The following is a 17,663-nucleotide window of genomic DNA, read 5'->3' on the forward strand; positions in this document are numbered from 1 at the left end:
CAGGTGAAGATCTGTCGGCTGGCCCAACCGCCAGCCAGGCTCAAGGCCGCTGATCCACCAGGACAGCGGCCTTTTTCTCGTCAAAGCCGACTACCTTCACCTGCCCATCCTGTTCAATGACCGGCCGCTTGATGACGCTGGCGTTGGCCAGCATCAAAGCCTTGGCGCTGTCCGCATCGTTCACACCAGCCTTGATGGCGTCGTCCAGCTTGCGCCAGGTCGTGCCCTGCCGGTTGACCAGCACCTCCCAGCCCACCGCCTTGATCCAGGCGTCCAGCCGGTCCGCCGGCACGCCCTGCTTCTTGTAGTCGTGGAACTGGAACTCAAGGCCCTGCTCGGCCAGCCAGGTACGAGCCTTCTTCACCGTGTCGCAATGGGGGATCCCATAAACCGTCAACATCCGCAGCCCTTTCACCAAAGCCCCATTCTGCCTGCCCGCCCACGCGGTACGATGTTGCCCATGATGACGAACGCCGACCCCCAAGAACTGGCCAAATTCAGCGACCTGGCCCACCGCTGGTGGGACCCTGAAAGCGAGTTCCGCCCCCTGCACCAGATCAACCCCCTGAGGCTGGACTGGATCGACCAGCAAGCCCACATCGCGGGCAAACGCGTGGTGGATGTGGGCTGCGGCGGCGGCATCCTGGCCGAATCCATGGCCCGACGTGGCGCCAACGTGCTGGGCATCGACCTGGCCGACCGGCCCTTGAAAGTGGCACAACTTCACGCCATGGAAAGCGGCGTGGCCAACCTGGACTACCGCAGCATCTCTGCCGAAGCCCTGGCTGCCGAACAACCCGGTCAGTTCGACGTCGTCACCTGCATGGAAATGCTGGAGCACGTGCCCGACCCTTCGTCGGTGGTGCGGGCTTGCGCGCAGATGGCCAAACCGGGTGGCTGGATCTTCTTTTCCACGCTCAACCGCAACCCCAAGTCCTTCCTCTTCGCCATCGTGGGAGCAGAGTACCTGCTCAAGTTGCTGCCCAAAGGCACACACGAATTCGCCCGCTTCATCCGCCCGGCCGAACTGACCCGTTGGGCGCGTGAGGCCGATTTAGCGACCACGCAGATGAAGGGCCTGGAGTACAACCCCATCACCCGCCGCTATTGGCTGTCGGGCGACACCAGCGTCAACTACATGATCGCTTGCCGCAAGCCCGCCAGCGCATGAGCAGCGGCAGGTTGAACTGGACCGCGCCGCCCCAGGCGGTGCTGTTCGATCTGGACGGCACCCTGGCCGACACGGCGGGCGACCTGGGTGGTGCACTCAACCTCTTGCGGGTTCAACGCGGCCTGCCACCCATGCCGCTGGACTTGCTCCGCCCGCACGCTTCCGCTGGCGCGCGCGGCCTCATCGGCGTCGGCCTCGACATCCACCCCGGCCATGCCGAATACGACGATCTGCGACTGGCCTTCCTGGACGCCTACACGCAATGCCTGAGCGACACCACCGTGCTGTTCGACGGCGTGGCCGAGTTGTTGGATCAGCTTGAACAAGCAGGGCTGAAATGGGGCGTGGTCACCAACAAGCCCCACCGCTTCACCATCCCGGTGATGCAGGGACTGGGCCTGGACAAGCGAAGCATGAGCACCATCAGCGGTGACAGCACAGCCCACGCCAAGCCGCACCCCTTGCCCTTGCTGACCGCCTGCGAACAGATCCAATCAGATCCGGCCGCCACGCTGTATGTGGGCGATGACCTGCGCGACATTCAGGCCGCCCAAGCTGCCGGGATGCCCAGCGCCGCCGCAGCCTGGGGTTACCTGGGCCACAGCCACGACATCCGCGACTGGGGTGCGAGCGTGATCACCGAGCAGCCGCTGGATTTGCTGGCCGTGCTCGGTTTGAAACAACGCTGAGCGAGTGGGTTTTTAAGCCGACCGGCCGTAGTTGTCCTGGAAGCGGACGATGTCGTCTTCACCCAGGTAACTGCCCGACTGCACTTCGATGATCTCCAGCGGAATCGTGCCAGGGTTGACCAAGCGGTGCACCGTCCCCAGTGGGATGTAGGTGGACTGGTTCTCGGACAGCATCAAGACCTTGTCGCCATTGGTGACCTCGGCCGTGCCGCTGACCACGATCCAATGCTCGGCGCGGTGATGGTGCATCTGCAAGCTGAGGCTGGCCTTGGGCTTGACCATGATGCGCTTGACCTGGAAACGTGGCCCGAAATCGATCGAGTCATACCAGCCCCAAGGCCGGTGCACACGGCGGTGCACGGTGCCTTCGCTACGCTCTTGCAAAGCCAGCGTATTGACGATCTGTTTGACGTCCTGGCTGCAACTGCGGTCGGCCACCAGCACGGCATCGGGTGTTTCCACCACGACGATGTTGTCCAGGCCCACCGTGGCCACCAGGCGGCTGGTGGCATGGACCAAGGTATTGCGGCTGTTGTGCAGCAAGGCATCGCCCTGGCTCGCGTTGCCTTGGGCATCTTGAGGGCTGACCTGCCAGACGGCATCCCAGGCACCCAGATCGGACCAGCCCGCATCCAGCGGCACCATGCGCACCACGAAGCCGCTGGCCGGCTTGCCGGGGCACTGCTCCATCACCGCATAGTCGACCGACTCGGACGGCACTTGCGCAAACTCGGCCTTGCCGGGACGCACGAAACTGGCATCGGTGGTGCGCACGTCAAAAGACTTGCGCGTGGCCTGCAGGATGTCCGGGCGGAAATACTCCAGCGCGGCCAACCAGCGTGAGGCGCGCATCACGAACATGCCGCTGTTCCAGAAGTAGCCGCCCTCAGCCAGATAGCCCTTGGCAGTTTCCAGGTTGGGTTTCTCAACGAAAGCGACCACGCCGCGCGCACCGTCAGCCTGAGCCTGCTCGGTGCGGATGTAGCCAAAACCGGTTTCAGGGCGATCGGGCGTGATGCCCAAGATGACGATGTCACCTTTGGCGGCGCAACGCACCGCTGTTTGCAAGGCCTTGGTGTAAGCGGCCTCGTCGGTCACGGTCTGATCGGCGGGCGTCACCACCAGGATCGGGTCATCGCCCTGCGCCACGGCTTGCAAGGCGGCCAGCGCCACGGCAGGAGCGGTGTTGCGACCCACGGGTTCCAACAGCAGCGACGAAGGCTCACCCTTGAGTTCACGCAACTGGTCCAGCACGAGGAAGCGATGCTCTTCATTGCCGACCACGCAAGGCTTGGCGACCTCAATGTCTTCTGCGCCCAAGGATTGCAAACGCAGGTGCGCTTGCTGGAACAGGCTTTGATTGCCTTGCAGCACCAGGAACTGCTTGGGGTACAAGGCGCGAGACAGCGGCCAAAGGCGGGTGCCCGAGCCACCGGCCATGATCACGGGAAGCAAATTGAGTTTCATACGGTTCTATTCAGCAAATTTCAGGCCTGATTCCTGAACCAGGCCATTGGTCATCCAGCAAAGCCCTGGGGGTTGTTGAACTGCCAACGCCAGGAATCAGCACACATGTCGTCCAGGCCGCGCTGAGCCCTCCAACCCATGGTGTTGAGCGCATGCGCTGGATCAGCGTAGCAGGCATCGATGTCACCCGGACGACGAGGGGCGAAAACCACCGGAATGTCACGCCCCGAAGCCTTGCCATAAGCCTTCGCCAACTCCAGAACGCTGTAGCCCTGCCCTGTTCCCAGGTTCACCGTCAACGAGCGGTTCTGCTCGGCCAGGTACCGCAGTGCGGCCACATGTCCATCGGCCAGATCGCAGACGTGGATGTAGTCGCGCACACCGGTGCCATCTGGCGTGTCGTAGTCATTGCCGTAGATGTTCAAGTGCTCGCGCTTGCCGGCGGCGACCTGGGCCACGTAGGGCATCAGGTTGTTGGGAATGCCGCGCGGGTCTTCGCCAATCTGGCCGCTCTCATGGGCGCCCACGGGGTTGAAATAGCGCAGGTAAGCCACGTGCCAACTGCTGTCGCAACGCTCCAACTCGCGCAGAATTTCTTCGCCCATCAGCTTGGTCTGACCATAGGGATTGGTCACCCGCAAGGCCGCCTCTTCCGTGATGGGCAACTGGTCAGGCTTGCCATACACCGTGGCCGACGAGCTGAACACCAGATTGAACACGCCATGGCGTTTCATGGACTGGGCCACCGACAACAGACCGCCCAGGTTGTTTTCGAAGTAATCCAGGGGCTTTTCAACGGATTCGCCCACGGCCTTCAAAGCCGCGAAGTGCACCACCGCCGAAATGCCACCAAACTCGGATTGGCCCAGTTTGAAGCATTCGTCCAGCACGGTGGCGTCTCGCACATCGCCCTCGACAAACCGCGGTTTGATCTTTCCAAGGTGCTCCAGCCGTTGCAGCACTTTGGGCGAACTGTTGACGAAACTGTCCACACCCACCACGTCAAACCCGGCACTTTGCAGCGCCAACCAGGTGTGGGAGCCGATGTAGCCGGTGGCGCCGGTCAGGAGGATGCAAGGCATGGTCAACTCTCAGTCAATGGTGAAACTGGCACTGCAACTGAACTGGCGTCCATCATGGCCAACGCGTTGGGTGTTGGTGGACACCTGGGGATTACTTTCAGCCGACTGCTTGTATTGCTGGACCGTGCAGCCCAGGGCGATGGCGCGCGAGAAGTTGTAGTCGGATGAAAGTGATACCACGGTGTAGTCACTTGAGGTTTTCCCAGACAGACCAATCAGAGCAACAGAACGGGTTGTGGTCACGTCATACCGGTCCCAGCCCAAGCCAGCAGTAAAGCCTAACTTAGCGGTTGGCGTCCATCGCATCCGGCCATCCACGGAGGTGGTGACGCTGTTGATGGTGGTGTCCACGTACCGACCAGGTATTTGCTGAATTCTTTCTTCGAAAGTCTGAGGTAATTGCAAATTATTCCGTAGGCCAGTTCCGCTGCCATCGTTGTTGGTACCGCGTGATGCCGACAATGAATAAGTCGTCAACCCGGTAGGCTTGTAATCCCAATTCAAGCGCCCAGTGAATCCCTTGAAATCAGCATTCGAGTCTGATTTGTATGTATTCTTGGCATAACTCAAAACCGCATCCAGGCGGCTGAAGCCGGTCACCTGCCAATTGGTCGAAAAGTCAAGACTGTTTTGCTTGACTTCCTCCGGCACGCCAGCAACGATTTGGTTGGGGTACTTGCTGTTGGCGGTAGAGGCACCCACACCAAAACTCAACAAATCGCTGGTGTTGTAGACCAATCGCAACCCGCCTGAATTTTGCTCCCGGTTCTGATATTCATACGAAGCCAGCGAATATGAATTGCGTGCCATTCCTACCGAACCCAGCAACGACCAGCGCCCAGCGACCCCATATTGCACATTCGCCCCGACATTGTGCAAAGTCGCCATGTTCTTTGCCAGGCGATTACTCAGGAGATTGTTTTCAACCGAGTTCAGCCTTTCACTGGTGGAACCATTGAGCGCCACAACCCAGTTGGAGGCGATGCCCGACGTGAACCCCGCACTCAGGTCATAATTATTATTATCCTGATCTTTGAAGTTTTTATGCTTGTCAATACCAAACTTGCCAGAAGCCGTGTAAATCTGACGTCCATAGCTTTGATTAAAACCCAGGGTCACCCCGGTGCTCGAGACGACTTCGGTCTGATCTTCGGCATTTCTCGCGTAATTGCTGTCATAGGACACCACCTCGCTCAACTTCAGCGAAAAAGGCTCAGCATTGGCAGGCATCACACAGGCCAGCAAAGCAGCCACAGACACCGAACTCAGCGTGTATTGATTCAATTTTAGTTTCACAGCTAACCTCTTTCAGTAAGCGTTGCGGTCAAAGATCATCAGGCGGATGGTGCGGATGATGATCTGCAAATCAAGCCCCAGGGACCAGTTCCGCAGGTATTCCAGGTCAAACTCAACCCGAGCCTGCATCTTGTCGATGGTCTCGGTCTCACCGCGGTAACCGTTCACCTGCGCCCAACCGGTGATGCCAGGCCGCACCTTGTGGCGCACCATGTAAGCCTTGATCAAACGACGGTATTCCTCGTTGTGCGCTACGGCATGGGGGCGTGGGCCCACGATACTCATGCGCCCCTGCAGAACATTGATGAACTGCGGCAATTCGTCAAGGGAGGTTCTGCGGATGAACGCCCCAAAAGGCGTGATCCGTGAATCACCCTTGGTGGCCTGCTTGACCACCGCGCCGTTGTCTTGCGAGCGCATGGACCGGAATTTGTAGACGACGATCTCCTCGCCATCCAGACCATTGCGCTTTTGCCTGAAGATGGCTGGCCCCGGCGAGCTCAGTTTCACCCCGATGGCCAGGCCCAGCAAAATGGGCGAGATCAGCACCACGATGATGCTGCCCAGGACAATGTCAGACACCCGCTTGACCAGTTCATTGGTCCCTGTGAAGGGGGTTTCGCAAATGCCCACCACCGGCACGCCATTCATGTCCTGCAGGCGGCCCTGGATGATGCTGATGCCGAACACGTCCGGCACGAAATACAGCGAGGCCGTGGTGCCTTGCACGGCTTCCAGCAACTCCACAATGCGGGGCTGAGAGCCCAGCGGCAAGGTGATGTAGACCTCGTGGATGCTGTGGGCATAGACGTAGTTGGCGACATCGCGCAGGCCGCCCAGGCGCATGCTGACGGCCTCGGACAGCACGCGGCTGTCGGTGCGATCATCGAAATAGCCCACGAACTCGGTGCCCTGATCCAGGTTGCTTTGCAGGGCGCGGGCGACTTTTCCGCCCAGGGGCCCCGCCCCCACCACGATGGCGCGCCGACGGGCATTGGGCTGAGAGGCGCGGTGCTTCAGGATGGCCTTGCCAATCAGCACCGCAATCCACTGCAGCACCGGCGTTACCACCGCCCACGACAACATCACCGTGAAGTCGAAGAACATCAGGCTGTTGGTGGCATACCCGCAAAGCCACAGGATCAGCAACATGGACACCCATGAACTGGCAATGTCCACACCCGCTTCAAGGCGAGAGTCGTTGAACCGATTGCGTCCCGGGAAGGTCAGGGCGAACACGAGCAAACAAAGCGCCATCGATGCGCGCAAGACTGGCTCGTCGTAATACGCCATGGTGCCCAGCAGAGAAGCCACCGTGACCAGTGGCTCCAGGAAAGCTGCGATGAAAGACGTGACCGACTGCGGTGCGTTGAAAAACGTTCGGTTGTAGTTGCGGTTATTGAACATGTGCACCAGGGGCAGACCCCGAGGCCCCGGAAATCGTTGAACTCTGCCTACGTCATGGTCGGCGTAGACAGCCCATGACCACAGCTGGCCCAGGGTCGGGCGCCATGCATAAAGTCTGCCAACGATTGTGGCTCAAAAAACATGACAAATGAAACGGTGCACACCCCAATTGGTAGCCACCCGTTTCAACTGTCGGGCCACACCTACAATTAGTTCATGGCAATTAACCCCCTCTCCTGGATTGGCCCGCTGGCACTGCCGCGGCTTGCACTGCTGCTCAACCACGTGGTGGCCAGCGAACCCGTGGCCGTGGCCAAGCTCAAGGCGCACGTGGGCCGGACGGTCGACATCCGCTGGACTTCGTCGTTCGTGCCGCCTTTCGCCGCATGGCTGGCACCGGGCAGCACCAGTGCCGATTGGGCGCCCAAGCCCGTGCGGCTGACCGTCACCCCGGCCGGGCTGTTTGAGGTGGCCACCGCCGATGGCGCCACCGACGCCCCTGTGGGCCTGACGCTGACCGTCCACCTGACCGCCCCCTGGACCATGACGAGGCGAGCGCTGCAAGGCGAACGCCCCGAGGTCAGCATTGACGGCGATGCGGCACTGGCTGAAACGGCCTCCTGGCTGATGAAAAATCTGCGCTGGGACATCGAAGATGACCTGGCGCGCTGGTTGGGCAACACCCCCAGCCAGGTCCTTCGCTCGGTGGGCGAGGGCCTGAAGGAAACCGTGCTGCGCTGGCGCCCGGATGCGGGCCGTCGGCCTGGCTTTCACGACGCCAAACGCTGAGAAGCCGCGGGAACCCTGATGCGCGCCTTGTTCATTGGCTTGATCTTTTTACGCTACGGGCTGGACGCGCTGGCGCTGGACAGCCTGCGCCGCCCCAGCCTTCGCCTGCTGTCCCGAATCATTTCAACGGGGCGCCGCCTGCATGCCCCGCGCGGCGAGCGCTTGCGCCAGGCCCTTGAAAGCCTGGGGCCCGTGTTCGTGAAGTTCGGACAGATGTTGTCCACGCGCCGCGACCTGCTGCCCCCCGATGTGGCCGACGAACTCGCCAAGCTGCAGGATCGGGTCCCACCCTTCCCTGGTGAAGAGTCGATGAAGCTGGTAGAAAAAGCATTGGGCAAGCCCATTGCCGCCATCTTCAAGCAGTTCGACGCCGAACCCGTGGCTAGCGCCTCCATCGCACAGGTGCACTTTGCCGTGCTGCACGACGGGCGCGAGGTGGCCGTCAAGGTGCTGCGGCCCCGCATGCTGCGCGTGATCGATGACGACCTGGCTTTGATGCGCAAGCTGGCCGGTTGGGTGGAATTTTTATGGGCAGATGGCCGACGACTCAAGCCGCGCCTGGTCGTGGCCGAGTTCGACAAATACCTGCACGACGAGCTCGACCTGGTACGCGAAGCCGCCAATGCCGCGCAACTGCGCCGCAACATGAAGAACCTGGACCTGGTCCTGGTGCCCGAGATGATCTGGGACTACTGCACCGGCACCGTGATGGTGATGGAGCGCATGAAAGGCGTGCCGATCAGCCACCTGGCCCGCCTGCGCGATGCTGGCGTCGACATCAAAAAGCTGGCTCGCGATGGCGTGACCATCTTTTTCACTCAGGTGTTCCGCGATGGCTTCTTCCACGCTGACATGCACCCGGGCAACATCCAGGTCAGCCTGGCGCCTGAAACCTTCGGCCGCTACATCGCCCTGGATTTCGGCATCATCGGCACGCTGACGGAGGTCGACAAAGAGTACCTGTCGCAGAACTTCATCGCCTTCTTCCGCCGCGACTACAAACGCGTGGCGGAGCTGCACATCGAAAGCGGCTGGGTGCCAGCCAACACCCGGGTTGACGAACTGGAAGGCGCGGTGCGCACCGTGTGCGAGCCTTACTTCGACCGGCCGTTGAAGGATTTGTCGTTGGGATTGGTTTTGTTGCGTCTGTTTCAAATTTCACGACGATTCAATGTGGAGATCCAGCCACAACTGGTGCTGCTGCAAAAAACATTACTCAATGTCGAAGGCCTGGGTCGGCAGCTTGATCCTGATCTTGATTTGTGGAGCACCGCCAAGCCATTCCTGGAGCGCTGGATGAACGAGCAAGTTGGCTGGCGCGGCCTTCTGGAGCGGCTGAAACAGGAAGCCCCCCGCTACGCCAAACTCTTGCCCGAGTTGCCTCGCTTGCTCCACCAGAACCTGGAGCGCAGCGACGTCGGATTGCGGCGCGACCTGGCCGCCATCTTGAAAGAGCAACGCAAGACCAACCGCACCATGACGGCCGCCCTGTGGGTGGGCATGGGTTTCGTCATGGGACTGCTGGTGGCGCAACTCTTGCTGAAGCTGCACCTGGCCGGCATGATTTAGGCGAGCAAGGCCTTACACTGCGCGCCGATCCTCGGCCCGACAGTAGAAGGTTTTTGGCGACATGAACACCACTTTGCTCTGGTTTGTGATCCTGTACCTGGTGGGAACCATGGCCATCGGGGTCTACGCCGGCACACGCATCAAGAACACGACCGATTTCGCCGTCGCGGGGCGCAGCCTGCCCTTGGCCATGGTGATCACCACCACCTTCGCGACCTGGTTTGGGGCCGAAACGGTGATGGGCATCCCGGCCAAGTTCGTGCAGGGCGGTTTGAACGCGGTGGTTGAAGACCCCTTTGGGGCGTCCATGTGTTTGGTGCTGGTGGGCGCCTTTTTTGCCACCAAGCTGTACAAGATGAAGCTGCTGACCATCGGCGATTTCTACCGCGCCCGCTTTGGCGAAGGCGTGGAAATTTTCTGCTCGATCGCCATCATCCTGAGCTACCTGGGCTGGGTGGCGGCACAGATCACGGCCCTGGGCCTGGTGTTTTCGGTGTTGTCCGGTGGCCAGATCGAACCCTGGGTGGGCATGATCATCGGCACCAGCCTGGTGCTGGTCTACGTGTTGATCGGCGGCATGCTGGCCGTGGCGTGGACCGACTTCATCCAGATGATCGTGCTCGTCGTTGGCTTATCGGTGATCGCCGTGATGGCGAGCGAGCAGGCAGGCGGCGCGGACAAGGTCATCGCTCTGGCCCAGTCCAACGACTGGTTCAGGATCTGGCCGGAACACACCCCTTCGGGCTGGATCGCCTTCATCGCCGCGGCCATCACCATGATGTTTGGCTCCATCCCTCAGCAGGACGTTTTCCAGCGCGTGATGTCGGCCAAGGACAGCAAAACCGCCAGCCGCGGCGCGGTGATTGGCGGCTTCAGCTACCTGGCCTTTGCCTTTGTGCCGATGTTCATCGTAGCCGCGTCGATGATCATCATGCCGAGCGAGGCCCAGGCGCTGCTGGCCAATGACCCGCAAAAAGTGCTGCCCACGCTGATCCTGACGCACATGCCACTGGTAGCGCAGATCTTCTTCTTTGGCGCGCTGGTGTCGGCCATCAAGTCGACCTCGTCGGCCACGCTGCTGGCGCCCTCGACCAGCTTCGTCGAAAACATCCTTCGCAACATCAAGCCTGGCATGAGCGACAAGCAAGTGCTGCTGTCGCTGCGGATCACGATTTTCGTGTTCACCGCGCTGGTGTTGGCCTATGCCATCGCCATGCAAGGTACCCCCATTTACGACCTGGTGTCCTCCGCCTACCAAGTGCCTTTAGTGGCCGCCTTTGTGCCCCTGACGATGGGGCTGTACTGGAAGCGCTCGACCACGCAGGGCGCCGTGATGTCCATCGCCCTGGGCATTGGCACATGGGGCACTTTCATGCTCCATGCACCGTGGGGCGAAGCATTTCCCGGCCAGTTGGCGGGCCTGATCGCGGCGCTGATCGGCATGGTGGTGGGCTCACTGGCACCCCAGTTGATCAAGAACCACCACGATCGAAAGCACCACCTCGGCTGAGCAGGGCACGTAGAATACTGGTCTTACTGGAAAACCCGAAGGTTTGAGATGCCGATTTACGCCTACCGCTGTGAGTCTTGCGGTCATGCCAAGGACGTTTTGCAAAAAATGTCCGATCCCGTCCTGTCCACTTGCCCGGCCTGCGGGGCCGAAAGCTTCAAGAAGCAACTGACGGCAGCTGGGTTTCAATTGAAGGGCTCGGGTTGGTACGTGACCGATTTCCGCGGGGGCACCAGCACGGCCACTGCACCGGAATCGAAAGACAAGGCCGCCTCGGGCAGCCCCGACACGGCCGCGCCAGCCGCGACGCCATCGGCCACACCGGCCGCCCCTGCCAGCAGCACCACGCCGTCTTCGGGGGGCAGCTCGCCTGCCAGCACGGCCTGAACGACGGCCCATCCACAGATCGCACCCGCTGCGATCACCCGGCCTTTGCGGCCTCATCTTGAAGCGCATTTGTGAAGAAATACATCCTGACCGGCTTGCTCGTGTGGCTGCCTTTGACCATCACCATCTGGGTGATGATGCAGGTACTGGGCGTGCTGGATGGCGTCTTCGCCGGCCTGATCATCGCCGCGCAGACCGTGTTGCCCGAAAGCCTGCGCCCCGGCCTTGAATCGCTGAGGAGCATTCCTGGCCTGAGCGCCATCGTCATGGTGTCGGTGCTGCTGCTGACGGGGCTGGCCGTGACCAACTTCGCCGGCCAGTGGATCCTGGACCAGTCGAACCGGGTCTTCTCCAACATCCCGATCGTCAAATCCATTTACACCTCGGTCAAGCAGGTGTCGGACACCCTGTTTTCTAGCAGCGGCCAGGCGTTTCGCCATGCGGTGCTGGTGCAATACCCACGTGCGGGCTCCTGGACCATCGGCTTCGTCACTGGCAAGCCCAGTGGCGAGGTGGCGGCGCACCTCAGCGATGACCACCTGACCTTGTACGTGCCCACCACCCCCAACCCCACCTCGGGCTTCATGCTGATTGTGCCGCGCAGCGACGTGATCGAATTGCAAATGTCGGTGGACGAAGCCTTGAAATACATCATTTCCATGGGCGTGGTGGCCCCGCCGCTGCACGCGTCGGCGGTGATCAACCAAGTCAAGCCACGCCACACGGCCTGAGCACCTCAATCCTGAGGGACAATCGAGGGTTCCGGGCGGGCTCGCGCTTTTTGCGGCGGCCGCCCCACGAACACGATCGATCATCCGGAGAATAACGATGCGAACCACTTACTGCGGACTGGTCAGCGAAGCGCTGATGGGCCAGACCGTGACGCTGATGGGCTGGGCCCACCGTCGCCGCGATCACGGCGGCGTGATCTTCATTGACTTGCGCGACCGCGAAGGCCTGGTCCAGGTCGTCTGTGACCCCGACCGCGTTGACACCTTCAAGGTGGCCGAAGGCGTGCGCAACGAGTTCTGCCTGAAGCTGACCGGCCTGGTGCGCGCGCGCCCCGCTGGCACCGAAAACGCCGGACTGACCAGCGGAAAAATCGAAATCCTGGCCCACACCCTCGAAGTGCTGAACCCGAGCGTGACGCCGCCCTTCCCGCTGGACGACGAGAACCTGTCCGAAACGACACGCCTCACGCACCGCGTGCTCGACCTGCGCCGCCCCTACATGCAGAAGAACCTGCGCCTGCGCTACCGCGTGGCCATGGAAGCGCGCAAGTTCCTGGACGAGAACGGCTTCATCGACATCGAAACGCCGATGCTGACCAAATCGACGCCCGAAGGCGCGCGCGACTACCTCGTGCCCTCGCGCGTGAACGACGGCCAGTTCTTCGCCCTGCCCCAGTCGCCCCAGTTGTTCAAGCAATTGCTGATGGTGGCGGGCTTTGACCGCTACTACCAGATCACCAAATGCTTCCGCGACGAAGACCTGCGCGCGGATCGCCAGCCCGAATTCACCCAGATCGACATTGAGACGTCCTTCCTGGGCGAACAAGAGATCCGCGACATGTTCGAGGGCATGATCCGCCGCGTCTTCAAGACGGCGCTGGACGTGGACCTGGGCGACTACCCCGTCATGACCTATGCCGATGCCATGCACCTGTACGGCTCGGACAAGCCGGATCTGCGCGTCAAGCTCGAGTTCACCGAGCTGACCGACATCATGGCCTCGGTCGACTTCAAGGTGTTCTCGACGCCGGCCACGACCAAGGGTGGCCGCGTGGCCGCGCTGCGCGTGCCGGGTGGCAGCGCCATCAGCCGTGGTGAGATCGACGCCTACACCGAGTTCGTCAAGATCTACGGCGCCAAGGGCCTGGCCTGGATCAAGGTCAATGAGCTGGAAAAAGGCCGTGAAGGCCTGCAATCGCCCATCGTCAAGAACATCCATGACGAGGCCTTGAACGAGATCCTCAAGCGCACGGGCGCGCAAAACGGCGACCTGATTTTCTTCGGTGCCGACAAGGCCAAGGTGGTCAACGATGCCATTGGCGCCCTGCGCGTCAAGATCGGCCACAGCGACTTCGGCAAGAAGTCTGGCCTGTTCGAACACAAGTGGGCCCCGCTGTGGGTGGTCGACTTCCCGATGTTTGAGCACGACGAAGAAGGCGACCGCTGGAACGCGGTTCACCACCCGTTCACGGCGCCCAAAGACGGCCATGAAAACCTCATGGACACCGATCCCGAGAAGTGCATCGCCAAGGCCTACGACATGGTGTTGAACGGCTGGGAACTGGGTGGCGGCTCCATTCGGATTCACCGCGCCGAAGTGCAGAGCAAGGTCTTCAGCGCGCTGAAGATCGGGCCGGAAGAGGCGCAACTGAAGTTCGGCTTCCTGCTGGATGCGCTGCAATACGGCGCGCCTCCGCACGGTGGCCTGGCTTTCGGCTTGGACCGCTTGGTCACGCTGATGACCGGCGCCGAGTCGATCCGCGACGTGATCGCCTTCCCGAAGACGCAACGCGCCCAGTGCCTGCTGACGCACGCACCAAGCCCGGTCGACGAAAAGCAGTTGAAAGAGCTGCACATCCGACTACGCAATCCGCAGGCGGGCACGGCCACGGCCTGACCTCACTAAGAGGGATCGCCCCAGGGCGACATCCTCAGTACACTGCGCGGGCCGCCCTTTGGGGTGGCCCGTTTTCATTGGCCTTCAGGATATTGGACATGCAGCATTCACCTCACCGCATTCACCGCCACGCTTGGGCCTTGCTGTCAGCGGCAACGCTGTTGAGTCTGGGCCTGGCAGGTTGCGGCGACAAGGTCACCCAGCAGGCCAAGACGGAGCTGGGCCAGGGCGGCTCGGTGGTCTCGGGCTCGGCCGGGCCCAAGGGCGCGCAAGGCGCCGACGGTGGCCTGGTGACCTGCACGACGCCGGTGGCCACACTGGCCCTGGCCGAGAACCCCAACGGCTACACCATGACCTCGCATTACCAGTTGCCCGCTTCGCCCGTGCCACTGCTCAAACTGATCGCCCAGCAAAGCGGCTGCTTCCGCGTGGTGGACCGCGCGGCGGGCCTGCGCAGCACCATCCAGGAAAACGAACTGAAGGAAGCGGGCATCGTCCGATCCAACAGCACGGTGTCCAAGGGCAAGGGCTACGAAGCGCAGTACACCCTGGTGCCCAGCCTGACGTTCAGCGAACAGGATGCGGGCCGGGGCCTGAGCGGCGTGATCGCGGCCATCCCGGTGCTGCGCGACATCGCCGGGCTGGCGGGCCTGGTCGATCAGGTCAAGATCAAGGAAGCCCAAGTGGCCTTGCTGCTGACCGACAACGAAACCACCGAACAATTGGCCGCGTCCACCGGTTCAGTCAAGGTCACCGACCTGGGTGTGGGCGGATTCGTGGCGGGCAAGTTGGGCGGGGCGGGTGGCATGGGCTGGAGCAACTCCAACGAAGGCAAGGTGATCGCCGCGGCATTTTTCGATGCGCACAACAAGCTGGTGACCCAGGTGCGCGAGTTGCAAGCCAAACAATTGCCGCCGTCGGCGGCCGTGCTGGGCAAGCCATGAGCCAGCCTCCCGAGGCGAGTGCCGCTGTTCGCCCGCCCAAAATCCCGCTGTCGGTGCTGGTGGTGATCCACACGCCCGAGCTGGAGGTGCTGTTGATCGAGCGCACCCAGCAACCCGGTTTTTGGCAGAGCGTGACCGGGTCGAAAGACCTGGAGGATGAACCCTGGGACCTCACCGCCGCGCGTGAAGTGGCGGAAGAAACCGGCATCGTCATCGGCAGCCCCGCCGTGCCGATGGCCGCCCTGCAGGATTGGGCCATCGAGAACATTTACGAAATCTACCCGGTCTGGCGGCACCGCTACGCCCCCGGCGTGACCCACAACACCGAACGGGTTTTTGGGTTATGTGTGCCTCGTAACACCCCGGTCACGCTGGCACCCCGAGAGCACACCGCGTGGGCCTGGCTCCCCTTGCAAGAGGCGGCAGACCGCTGCTTTTCGCCGTCCAACGCCGAGGCGATTTTGCAACTGCCTCGATTTAGCGGGAAAGCCAACCCTTCAACGGGCTGAAAGACAGCCTCAGTTGCGGCTATGGTGTCAGGGTGAACGCCTTTGTTCGCGCCGCTGTTGGAATGATTCGCCGTGCTGAACCCTCTCCAGTCCTCGCTGTTGCCGCCCTCGACGCAGTCGTCCACGCACCTGCGGGTGGCCACGTACAACATCCACAAAGGCGTGCGAGGCATGGGCCCCACCAAACGCCTGGAAATCCACAACCTGAGCCTGGCGGTCGAGGCATTTGACGCCGACATCGTGTGTCTTCAGGAAGTGCGCCATTTCCACAGGGCCGAGGCCAGGCGCTTTTCGCGCACCGATTACGGGCCCATGTGCTGGCCGCAGCAGCCACAGGCCGATTTTCTAGCGCCCGAAGGCTATGAGGTGGCTTACCGCACCAACGCCACCACCAAAGATGGCGAGCATGGCAACGCTTTGCTGAGCCGCTGGCCCATGGGCAACATTGGCCACCACGACGTGTCTGACCACCGGTTCGAACAGCGCGGTTTTTTGCACGTGCCCGTGTTCTGGCGCGGCGTCGAGATCCACGTGATCGTGGTGCACCTGGGCCTGATCCACGCCAGCCGTGTGCGGCAGGCCGAGCACCTGGCTGCCCTGGTGATCAGAGATTTGCCGCCCGATGCACTGGTGGTGGTGGCGGGCGACTTCAACGACTGGAATGAGAAGCTCGACCCGGTGTTGCACACCGCCAATCTGAAACGCGCCGGCTTGCCCAAGGCCCCGAACACACCCACCTTCCCCTCGCGCATTCCAGTGCTGGCACTGGATCGGGTCTACACACGGGGCTTGACCTGCCAATCGGTGATGGTGCCGCGCGGTGGCGCTTGGCCGCGCATGTCGGACCACTTGCCCCTGGTGGTCGAACTGGACATCGACAACACCTGATGAACCCCCTGCCCGAACAGAGTTCGGCGCACGCGCTGCGCGGTTTGGCCTGGTATGGCCAGCGCAAGCCCATGTTCACGGGCGGCAACCAGGTCAGTTTGTTGAAGGGCGCCGCACAACAGTTCCCGGCCTTGTGCGCCAGCATCGACGCAGCCAAGCGGTCGGTGTGGATGGCCACCTACATGGTGTCGCCGGTTGGTCAAAGCCAGTCGGTGCTGCAGGCTTTGACCCGGGCTGCCCAGCGAGGCATCGATGTGCACTTCGTGGTGGACGGCGTCGGCTCGCGTGATGCCCCGGCCTCGCTTTGGCGAGACCTGGAGACAGCAGGCATCAAGCTGGTGGTGTATCGGCCTGTGCGTGGTTTGTTGAATTTGCTGGACTCGTCGCAATGGCGGCGCATGCACATGAAGCTGTGCGTGATCGACGATGCGGTGGGCTTCGTCGGTGGCATCAACCTGATCGATGACCGCTACGACCTGGCGCTGGGCTGGTCGTCAAACCCTCGATTGGACTATGCCTTGCAGGTGAACGGCCCCGCCGTCTTGCCGATGGCACACACGGTCAAGGCCATGTGGACCCGGGCCACGTTGGGCCGAGACTGGCGCGACGACATCGTTCACTGGATGGCCGATCACCGCAGCATGAAGCGACTGCGCGCTTTGTGGCTGAAAGCCCGTTTGCGGCTGTCACCGGGCGAGCAAAGGCATCTGTCGGCGGCCTCCGCCACCCACCTGCCCATGCGCTGCGCTTTTGTCTTGCGCGACAACCTGCTGCAGCGGCGCACCATTGAGCACGCAGCCTTGCAGGCGATCCAGCATGCGCGCACGCGGGTGGACATCATCACGCCTTACTTCTACCCCGCCCGCGCCTTGCGGCATGCGCTGCGCAACGCCGCCAAGCGCGGGGTGGTGGTCAGGCTGCTGTTGCAAGGCAAGGCGGACTACAGGATCGCAGCGATCGCAGCCCAGGTGCTGTACCACGACCTGCAACTTCACGGGGTCCGCATCTTTGAATACCAGCCGGCACTGCTGCATGCCAAGGTGCTTTGCGTGGACGATGAGTGGGCCACCATCGGTTCGTCCAACCTCGACCCCTTGTCGCTGGTGTTGAACCTGGAGGCCAACCTGGTGGTGCGCGACCGGGGCTTTGTGCGCACGCTGTCGGCCGCTTTGCTGCACGACTTTGAACAGAGCGTTGAGATCCCACCGCCACTGGTTCGGCAACGCAGCTGGATGACGCGAGTGCGGCGTTCAACCATCGCCTGGATGGCCAAAACTTACCTTCGATTGGCGGGCGTCACCGGGCGGTATTGAGGCGGGACAGCGTC

The 17,663-nt window shown here is 61.9% G+C and carries 17 protein-coding genes; 12 read left to right on the forward strand and 5 right to left on the reverse strand.

Going from position 1 to position 17,663, the window contains the following annotated elements; genetic code table 11:
- Nucleotides 1-40: 40 nt before the first annotated feature.
- Nucleotides 41-400 carry an ArsC family reductase gene (locus tag PSV38_RS03590; RefSeq protein WP_300544935.1) on the reverse strand — a complete coding sequence of 120 codons (360 nt, stop codon included), beginning with the start codon at nucleotides 398-400 and terminating at the stop codon, nucleotides 41-43.
- Nucleotides 401-463: 63 nt separating this feature from the next.
- Here PSV38_RS03590 and ubiG point away from each other — a divergent pair, with 63 nt between their 5' ends.
- Nucleotides 464-1,171: a bifunctional 2-polyprenyl-6-hydroxyphenol methylase/3-demethylubiquinol 3-O-methyltransferase UbiG gene (ubiG, locus tag PSV38_RS03595; protein WP_300544937.1), complete on the forward strand. Its 708-nt coding sequence runs from the start codon at nucleotides 464-466 to the stop codon at nucleotides 1,169-1,171.
- On the forward strand, nucleotides 1,168-1,860 hold the full coding sequence (locus PSV38_RS03600; RefSeq protein WP_300544940.1) for an HAD-IA family hydrolase: 693 nt from the start codon (nucleotides 1,168-1,170) through the stop codon (nucleotides 1,858-1,860). The genes ubiG and PSV38_RS03600 overlap by 4 nt, the downstream gene beginning before the upstream one ends.
- A gap of 12 nt (nucleotides 1,861-1,872) precedes the next feature.
- On the opposite strand, the gene PSV38_RS03605 is transcribed toward PSV38_RS03600, so the two are convergent.
- The 4 genes from PSV38_RS03605 to PSV38_RS03620 are packed head-to-tail and all read right to left on the reverse strand — an operon-like array spanning nucleotide 1,873 to nucleotide 7,112.
- Nucleotides 1,873-3,327: a mannose-1-phosphate guanylyltransferase/mannose-6-phosphate isomerase gene (locus PSV38_RS03605; RefSeq protein ID WP_300544943.1), complete on the reverse strand. Its 1,455-nt coding sequence runs from the start codon at nucleotides 3,325-3,327 to the stop codon at nucleotides 1,873-1,875.
- 50 nt (nucleotides 3,328-3,377) lie between these two features.
- The gene (gene galE, locus PSV38_RS03610) at nucleotides 3,378-4,409 is read right to left on the reverse strand and encodes a UDP-glucose 4-epimerase GalE (protein ID WP_300544945.1); all 1,032 of its coding nucleotides are present in this window, start codon (nucleotides 4,407-4,409) and stop codon (nucleotides 3,378-3,380) included.
- Nucleotides 4,410-4,418: 9 nt separating this feature from the next.
- Nucleotides 4,419-5,705 carry a hypothetical protein gene (locus PSV38_RS03615; protein ID WP_300544948.1) on the reverse strand — a complete coding sequence of 429 codons (1,287 nt, stop codon included), beginning with the start codon at nucleotides 5,703-5,705 and terminating at the stop codon, nucleotides 4,419-4,421.
- Between the two features lie 12 nt (nucleotides 5,706-5,717).
- Nucleotides 5,718-7,112, reverse strand: coding sequence for an undecaprenyl-phosphate glucose phosphotransferase (locus PSV38_RS03620; RefSeq protein ID WP_300544950.1), 1,395 nt, complete (start codon nucleotides 7,110-7,112; stop codon nucleotides 5,718-5,720).
- Nucleotides 7,113-7,328: 216 nt separating this feature from the next.
- On the opposite strand from PSV38_RS03620, the gene PSV38_RS03625 reads away from it, so the two are divergent.
- The 10 genes from PSV38_RS03625 (at nucleotide 7,329) to clsB (ending at nucleotide 17,649) form a co-directional block, all read left to right on the forward strand.
- Complete coding sequence (locus PSV38_RS03625; protein ID WP_300544952.1) at nucleotides 7,329-7,901, forward strand: hypothetical protein; 573 nt, start codon at nucleotides 7,329-7,331, stop codon at nucleotides 7,899-7,901.
- 18 nt (nucleotides 7,902-7,919) lie between these two features.
- Entirely contained in the window at nucleotides 7,920-9,470 is a 1,551-nt protein-coding gene (gene ubiB, locus PSV38_RS03630; protein ID WP_300544955.1) for a ubiquinone biosynthesis regulatory protein kinase UbiB, read from the forward strand.
- Nucleotides 9,471-9,531: 61 nt separating this feature from the next.
- A complete protein-coding gene (locus tag PSV38_RS03635; RefSeq protein ID WP_300544957.1) occupies nucleotides 9,532-10,980 on the forward strand; it encodes a sodium:solute symporter family protein in 1,449 nt (482 codons plus the stop codon).
- A 48-nt stretch (nucleotides 10,981-11,028) separates the two neighbouring features.
- On the forward strand, nucleotides 11,029-11,367 hold the full coding sequence (locus PSV38_RS03640) for an FmdB family zinc ribbon protein (protein WP_300544959.1): 339 nt from the start codon (nucleotides 11,029-11,031) through the stop codon (nucleotides 11,365-11,367).
- Nucleotides 11,368-11,438: 71 nt separating this feature from the next.
- Nucleotides 11,439-12,098: a DUF502 domain-containing protein gene (locus tag PSV38_RS03645; protein ID WP_300544961.1), complete on the forward strand. Its 660-nt coding sequence runs from the start codon at nucleotides 11,439-11,441 to the stop codon at nucleotides 12,096-12,098.
- 97 nt (nucleotides 12,099-12,195) lie between these two features.
- A complete protein-coding gene (gene aspS / locus PSV38_RS03650) occupies nucleotides 12,196-13,995 on the forward strand; it encodes an aspartate--tRNA ligase (RefSeq protein ID WP_300544964.1) in 1,800 nt (599 codons plus the stop codon).
- A 98-nt stretch (nucleotides 13,996-14,093) separates the two neighbouring features.
- Nucleotides 14,094-14,939: a CsgG/HfaB family protein gene (locus PSV38_RS03655; RefSeq protein ID WP_300544966.1), complete on the forward strand. Its 846-nt coding sequence runs from the start codon at nucleotides 14,094-14,096 to the stop codon at nucleotides 14,937-14,939.
- On the forward strand, nucleotides 14,936-15,448 hold the full coding sequence (gene nudB, locus PSV38_RS03660; protein ID WP_300544968.1) for a dihydroneopterin triphosphate diphosphatase: 513 nt from the start codon (nucleotides 14,936-14,938) through the stop codon (nucleotides 15,446-15,448). Before PSV38_RS03655 ends, nudB begins: the two co-directional genes overlap by 4 nt.
- A gap of 75 nt (nucleotides 15,449-15,523) precedes the next feature.
- Nucleotides 15,524-16,336 (forward strand): endonuclease/exonuclease/phosphatase family protein, encoded by an 813-nt coding sequence (locus PSV38_RS03665; protein ID WP_300545548.1) that lies wholly within the window; start codon nucleotides 15,524-15,526, stop codon nucleotides 16,334-16,336.
- The gene (clsB, locus tag PSV38_RS03670; protein WP_300544970.1) at nucleotides 16,336-17,649 is read left to right on the forward strand and encodes a cardiolipin synthase ClsB; all 1,314 of its coding nucleotides are present in this window, start codon (nucleotides 16,336-16,338) and stop codon (nucleotides 17,647-17,649) included. Before PSV38_RS03665 ends, clsB begins: the two co-directional genes overlap by 1 nt.
- Nucleotides 17,650-17,663 lie beyond the last annotated feature (14 nt).

The sequence above is a fragment of the Aquabacterium sp. genome (assembly GCF_029946005.1).
Taxonomy (GTDB): domain Bacteria; phylum Pseudomonadota; class Gammaproteobacteria; order Burkholderiales; family Burkholderiaceae_C; genus Aquabacterium.

Bases quoted from the DNA above. Each gene is read 5' to 3' on its own strand.
- PSV38_RS03590 (WP_300544935.1), bottom strand. From the start codon at position 400: ATGTTGACGGTTTATGGGATCCCCCATTGCGACACGGTGAAGAAGGCT.
- ubiG (WP_300544937.1), top strand. From the start codon at position 464: ATGACGAACGCCGACCCCCAAGAACTGGCCAAATTCAGCGACCTGGCC.
- PSV38_RS03600 (WP_300544940.1), top strand. From the start codon at position 1,168: ATGAGCAGCGGCAGGTTGAACTGGACCGCGCCGCCCCAGGCGGTGCTG.
- PSV38_RS03605 (WP_300544943.1), bottom strand. From the start codon at position 3,327: ATGAAACTCAATTTGCTTCCCGTGATCATGGCCGGTGGCTCGGGCACC.
- galE (WP_300544945.1), bottom strand. From the start codon at position 4,409: ATGCCTTGCATCCTCCTGACCGGCGCCACCGGCTACATCGGCTCCCAC.
- PSV38_RS03620 (WP_300544950.1), bottom strand. From the start codon at position 7,112: ATGTTCAATAACCGCAACTACAACCGAACGTTTTTCAACGCACCGCAG.
- PSV38_RS03625 (WP_300544952.1), top strand. From the start codon at position 7,329: ATGGCAATTAACCCCCTCTCCTGGATTGGCCCGCTGGCACTGCCGCGG.
- ubiB (WP_300544955.1), top strand. From the start codon at position 7,920: ATGCGCGCCTTGTTCATTGGCTTGATCTTTTTACGCTACGGGCTGGAC.
- PSV38_RS03635 (WP_300544957.1), top strand. From the start codon at position 9,532: ATGAACACCACTTTGCTCTGGTTTGTGATCCTGTACCTGGTGGGAACC.
- PSV38_RS03640 (WP_300544959.1), top strand. From the start codon at position 11,029: ATGCCGATTTACGCCTACCGCTGTGAGTCTTGCGGTCATGCCAAGGAC.
- aspS (WP_300544964.1), top strand. From the start codon at position 12,196: ATGCGAACCACTTACTGCGGACTGGTCAGCGAAGCGCTGATGGGCCAG.
- PSV38_RS03655 (WP_300544966.1), top strand. From the start codon at position 14,094: ATGCAGCATTCACCTCACCGCATTCACCGCCACGCTTGGGCCTTGCTG.
- nudB (WP_300544968.1), top strand. From the start codon at position 14,936: ATGAGCCAGCCTCCCGAGGCGAGTGCCGCTGTTCGCCCGCCCAAAATC.
- clsB (WP_300544970.1), top strand. From the start codon at position 16,336: ATGAACCCCCTGCCCGAACAGAGTTCGGCGCACGCGCTGCGCGGTTTG.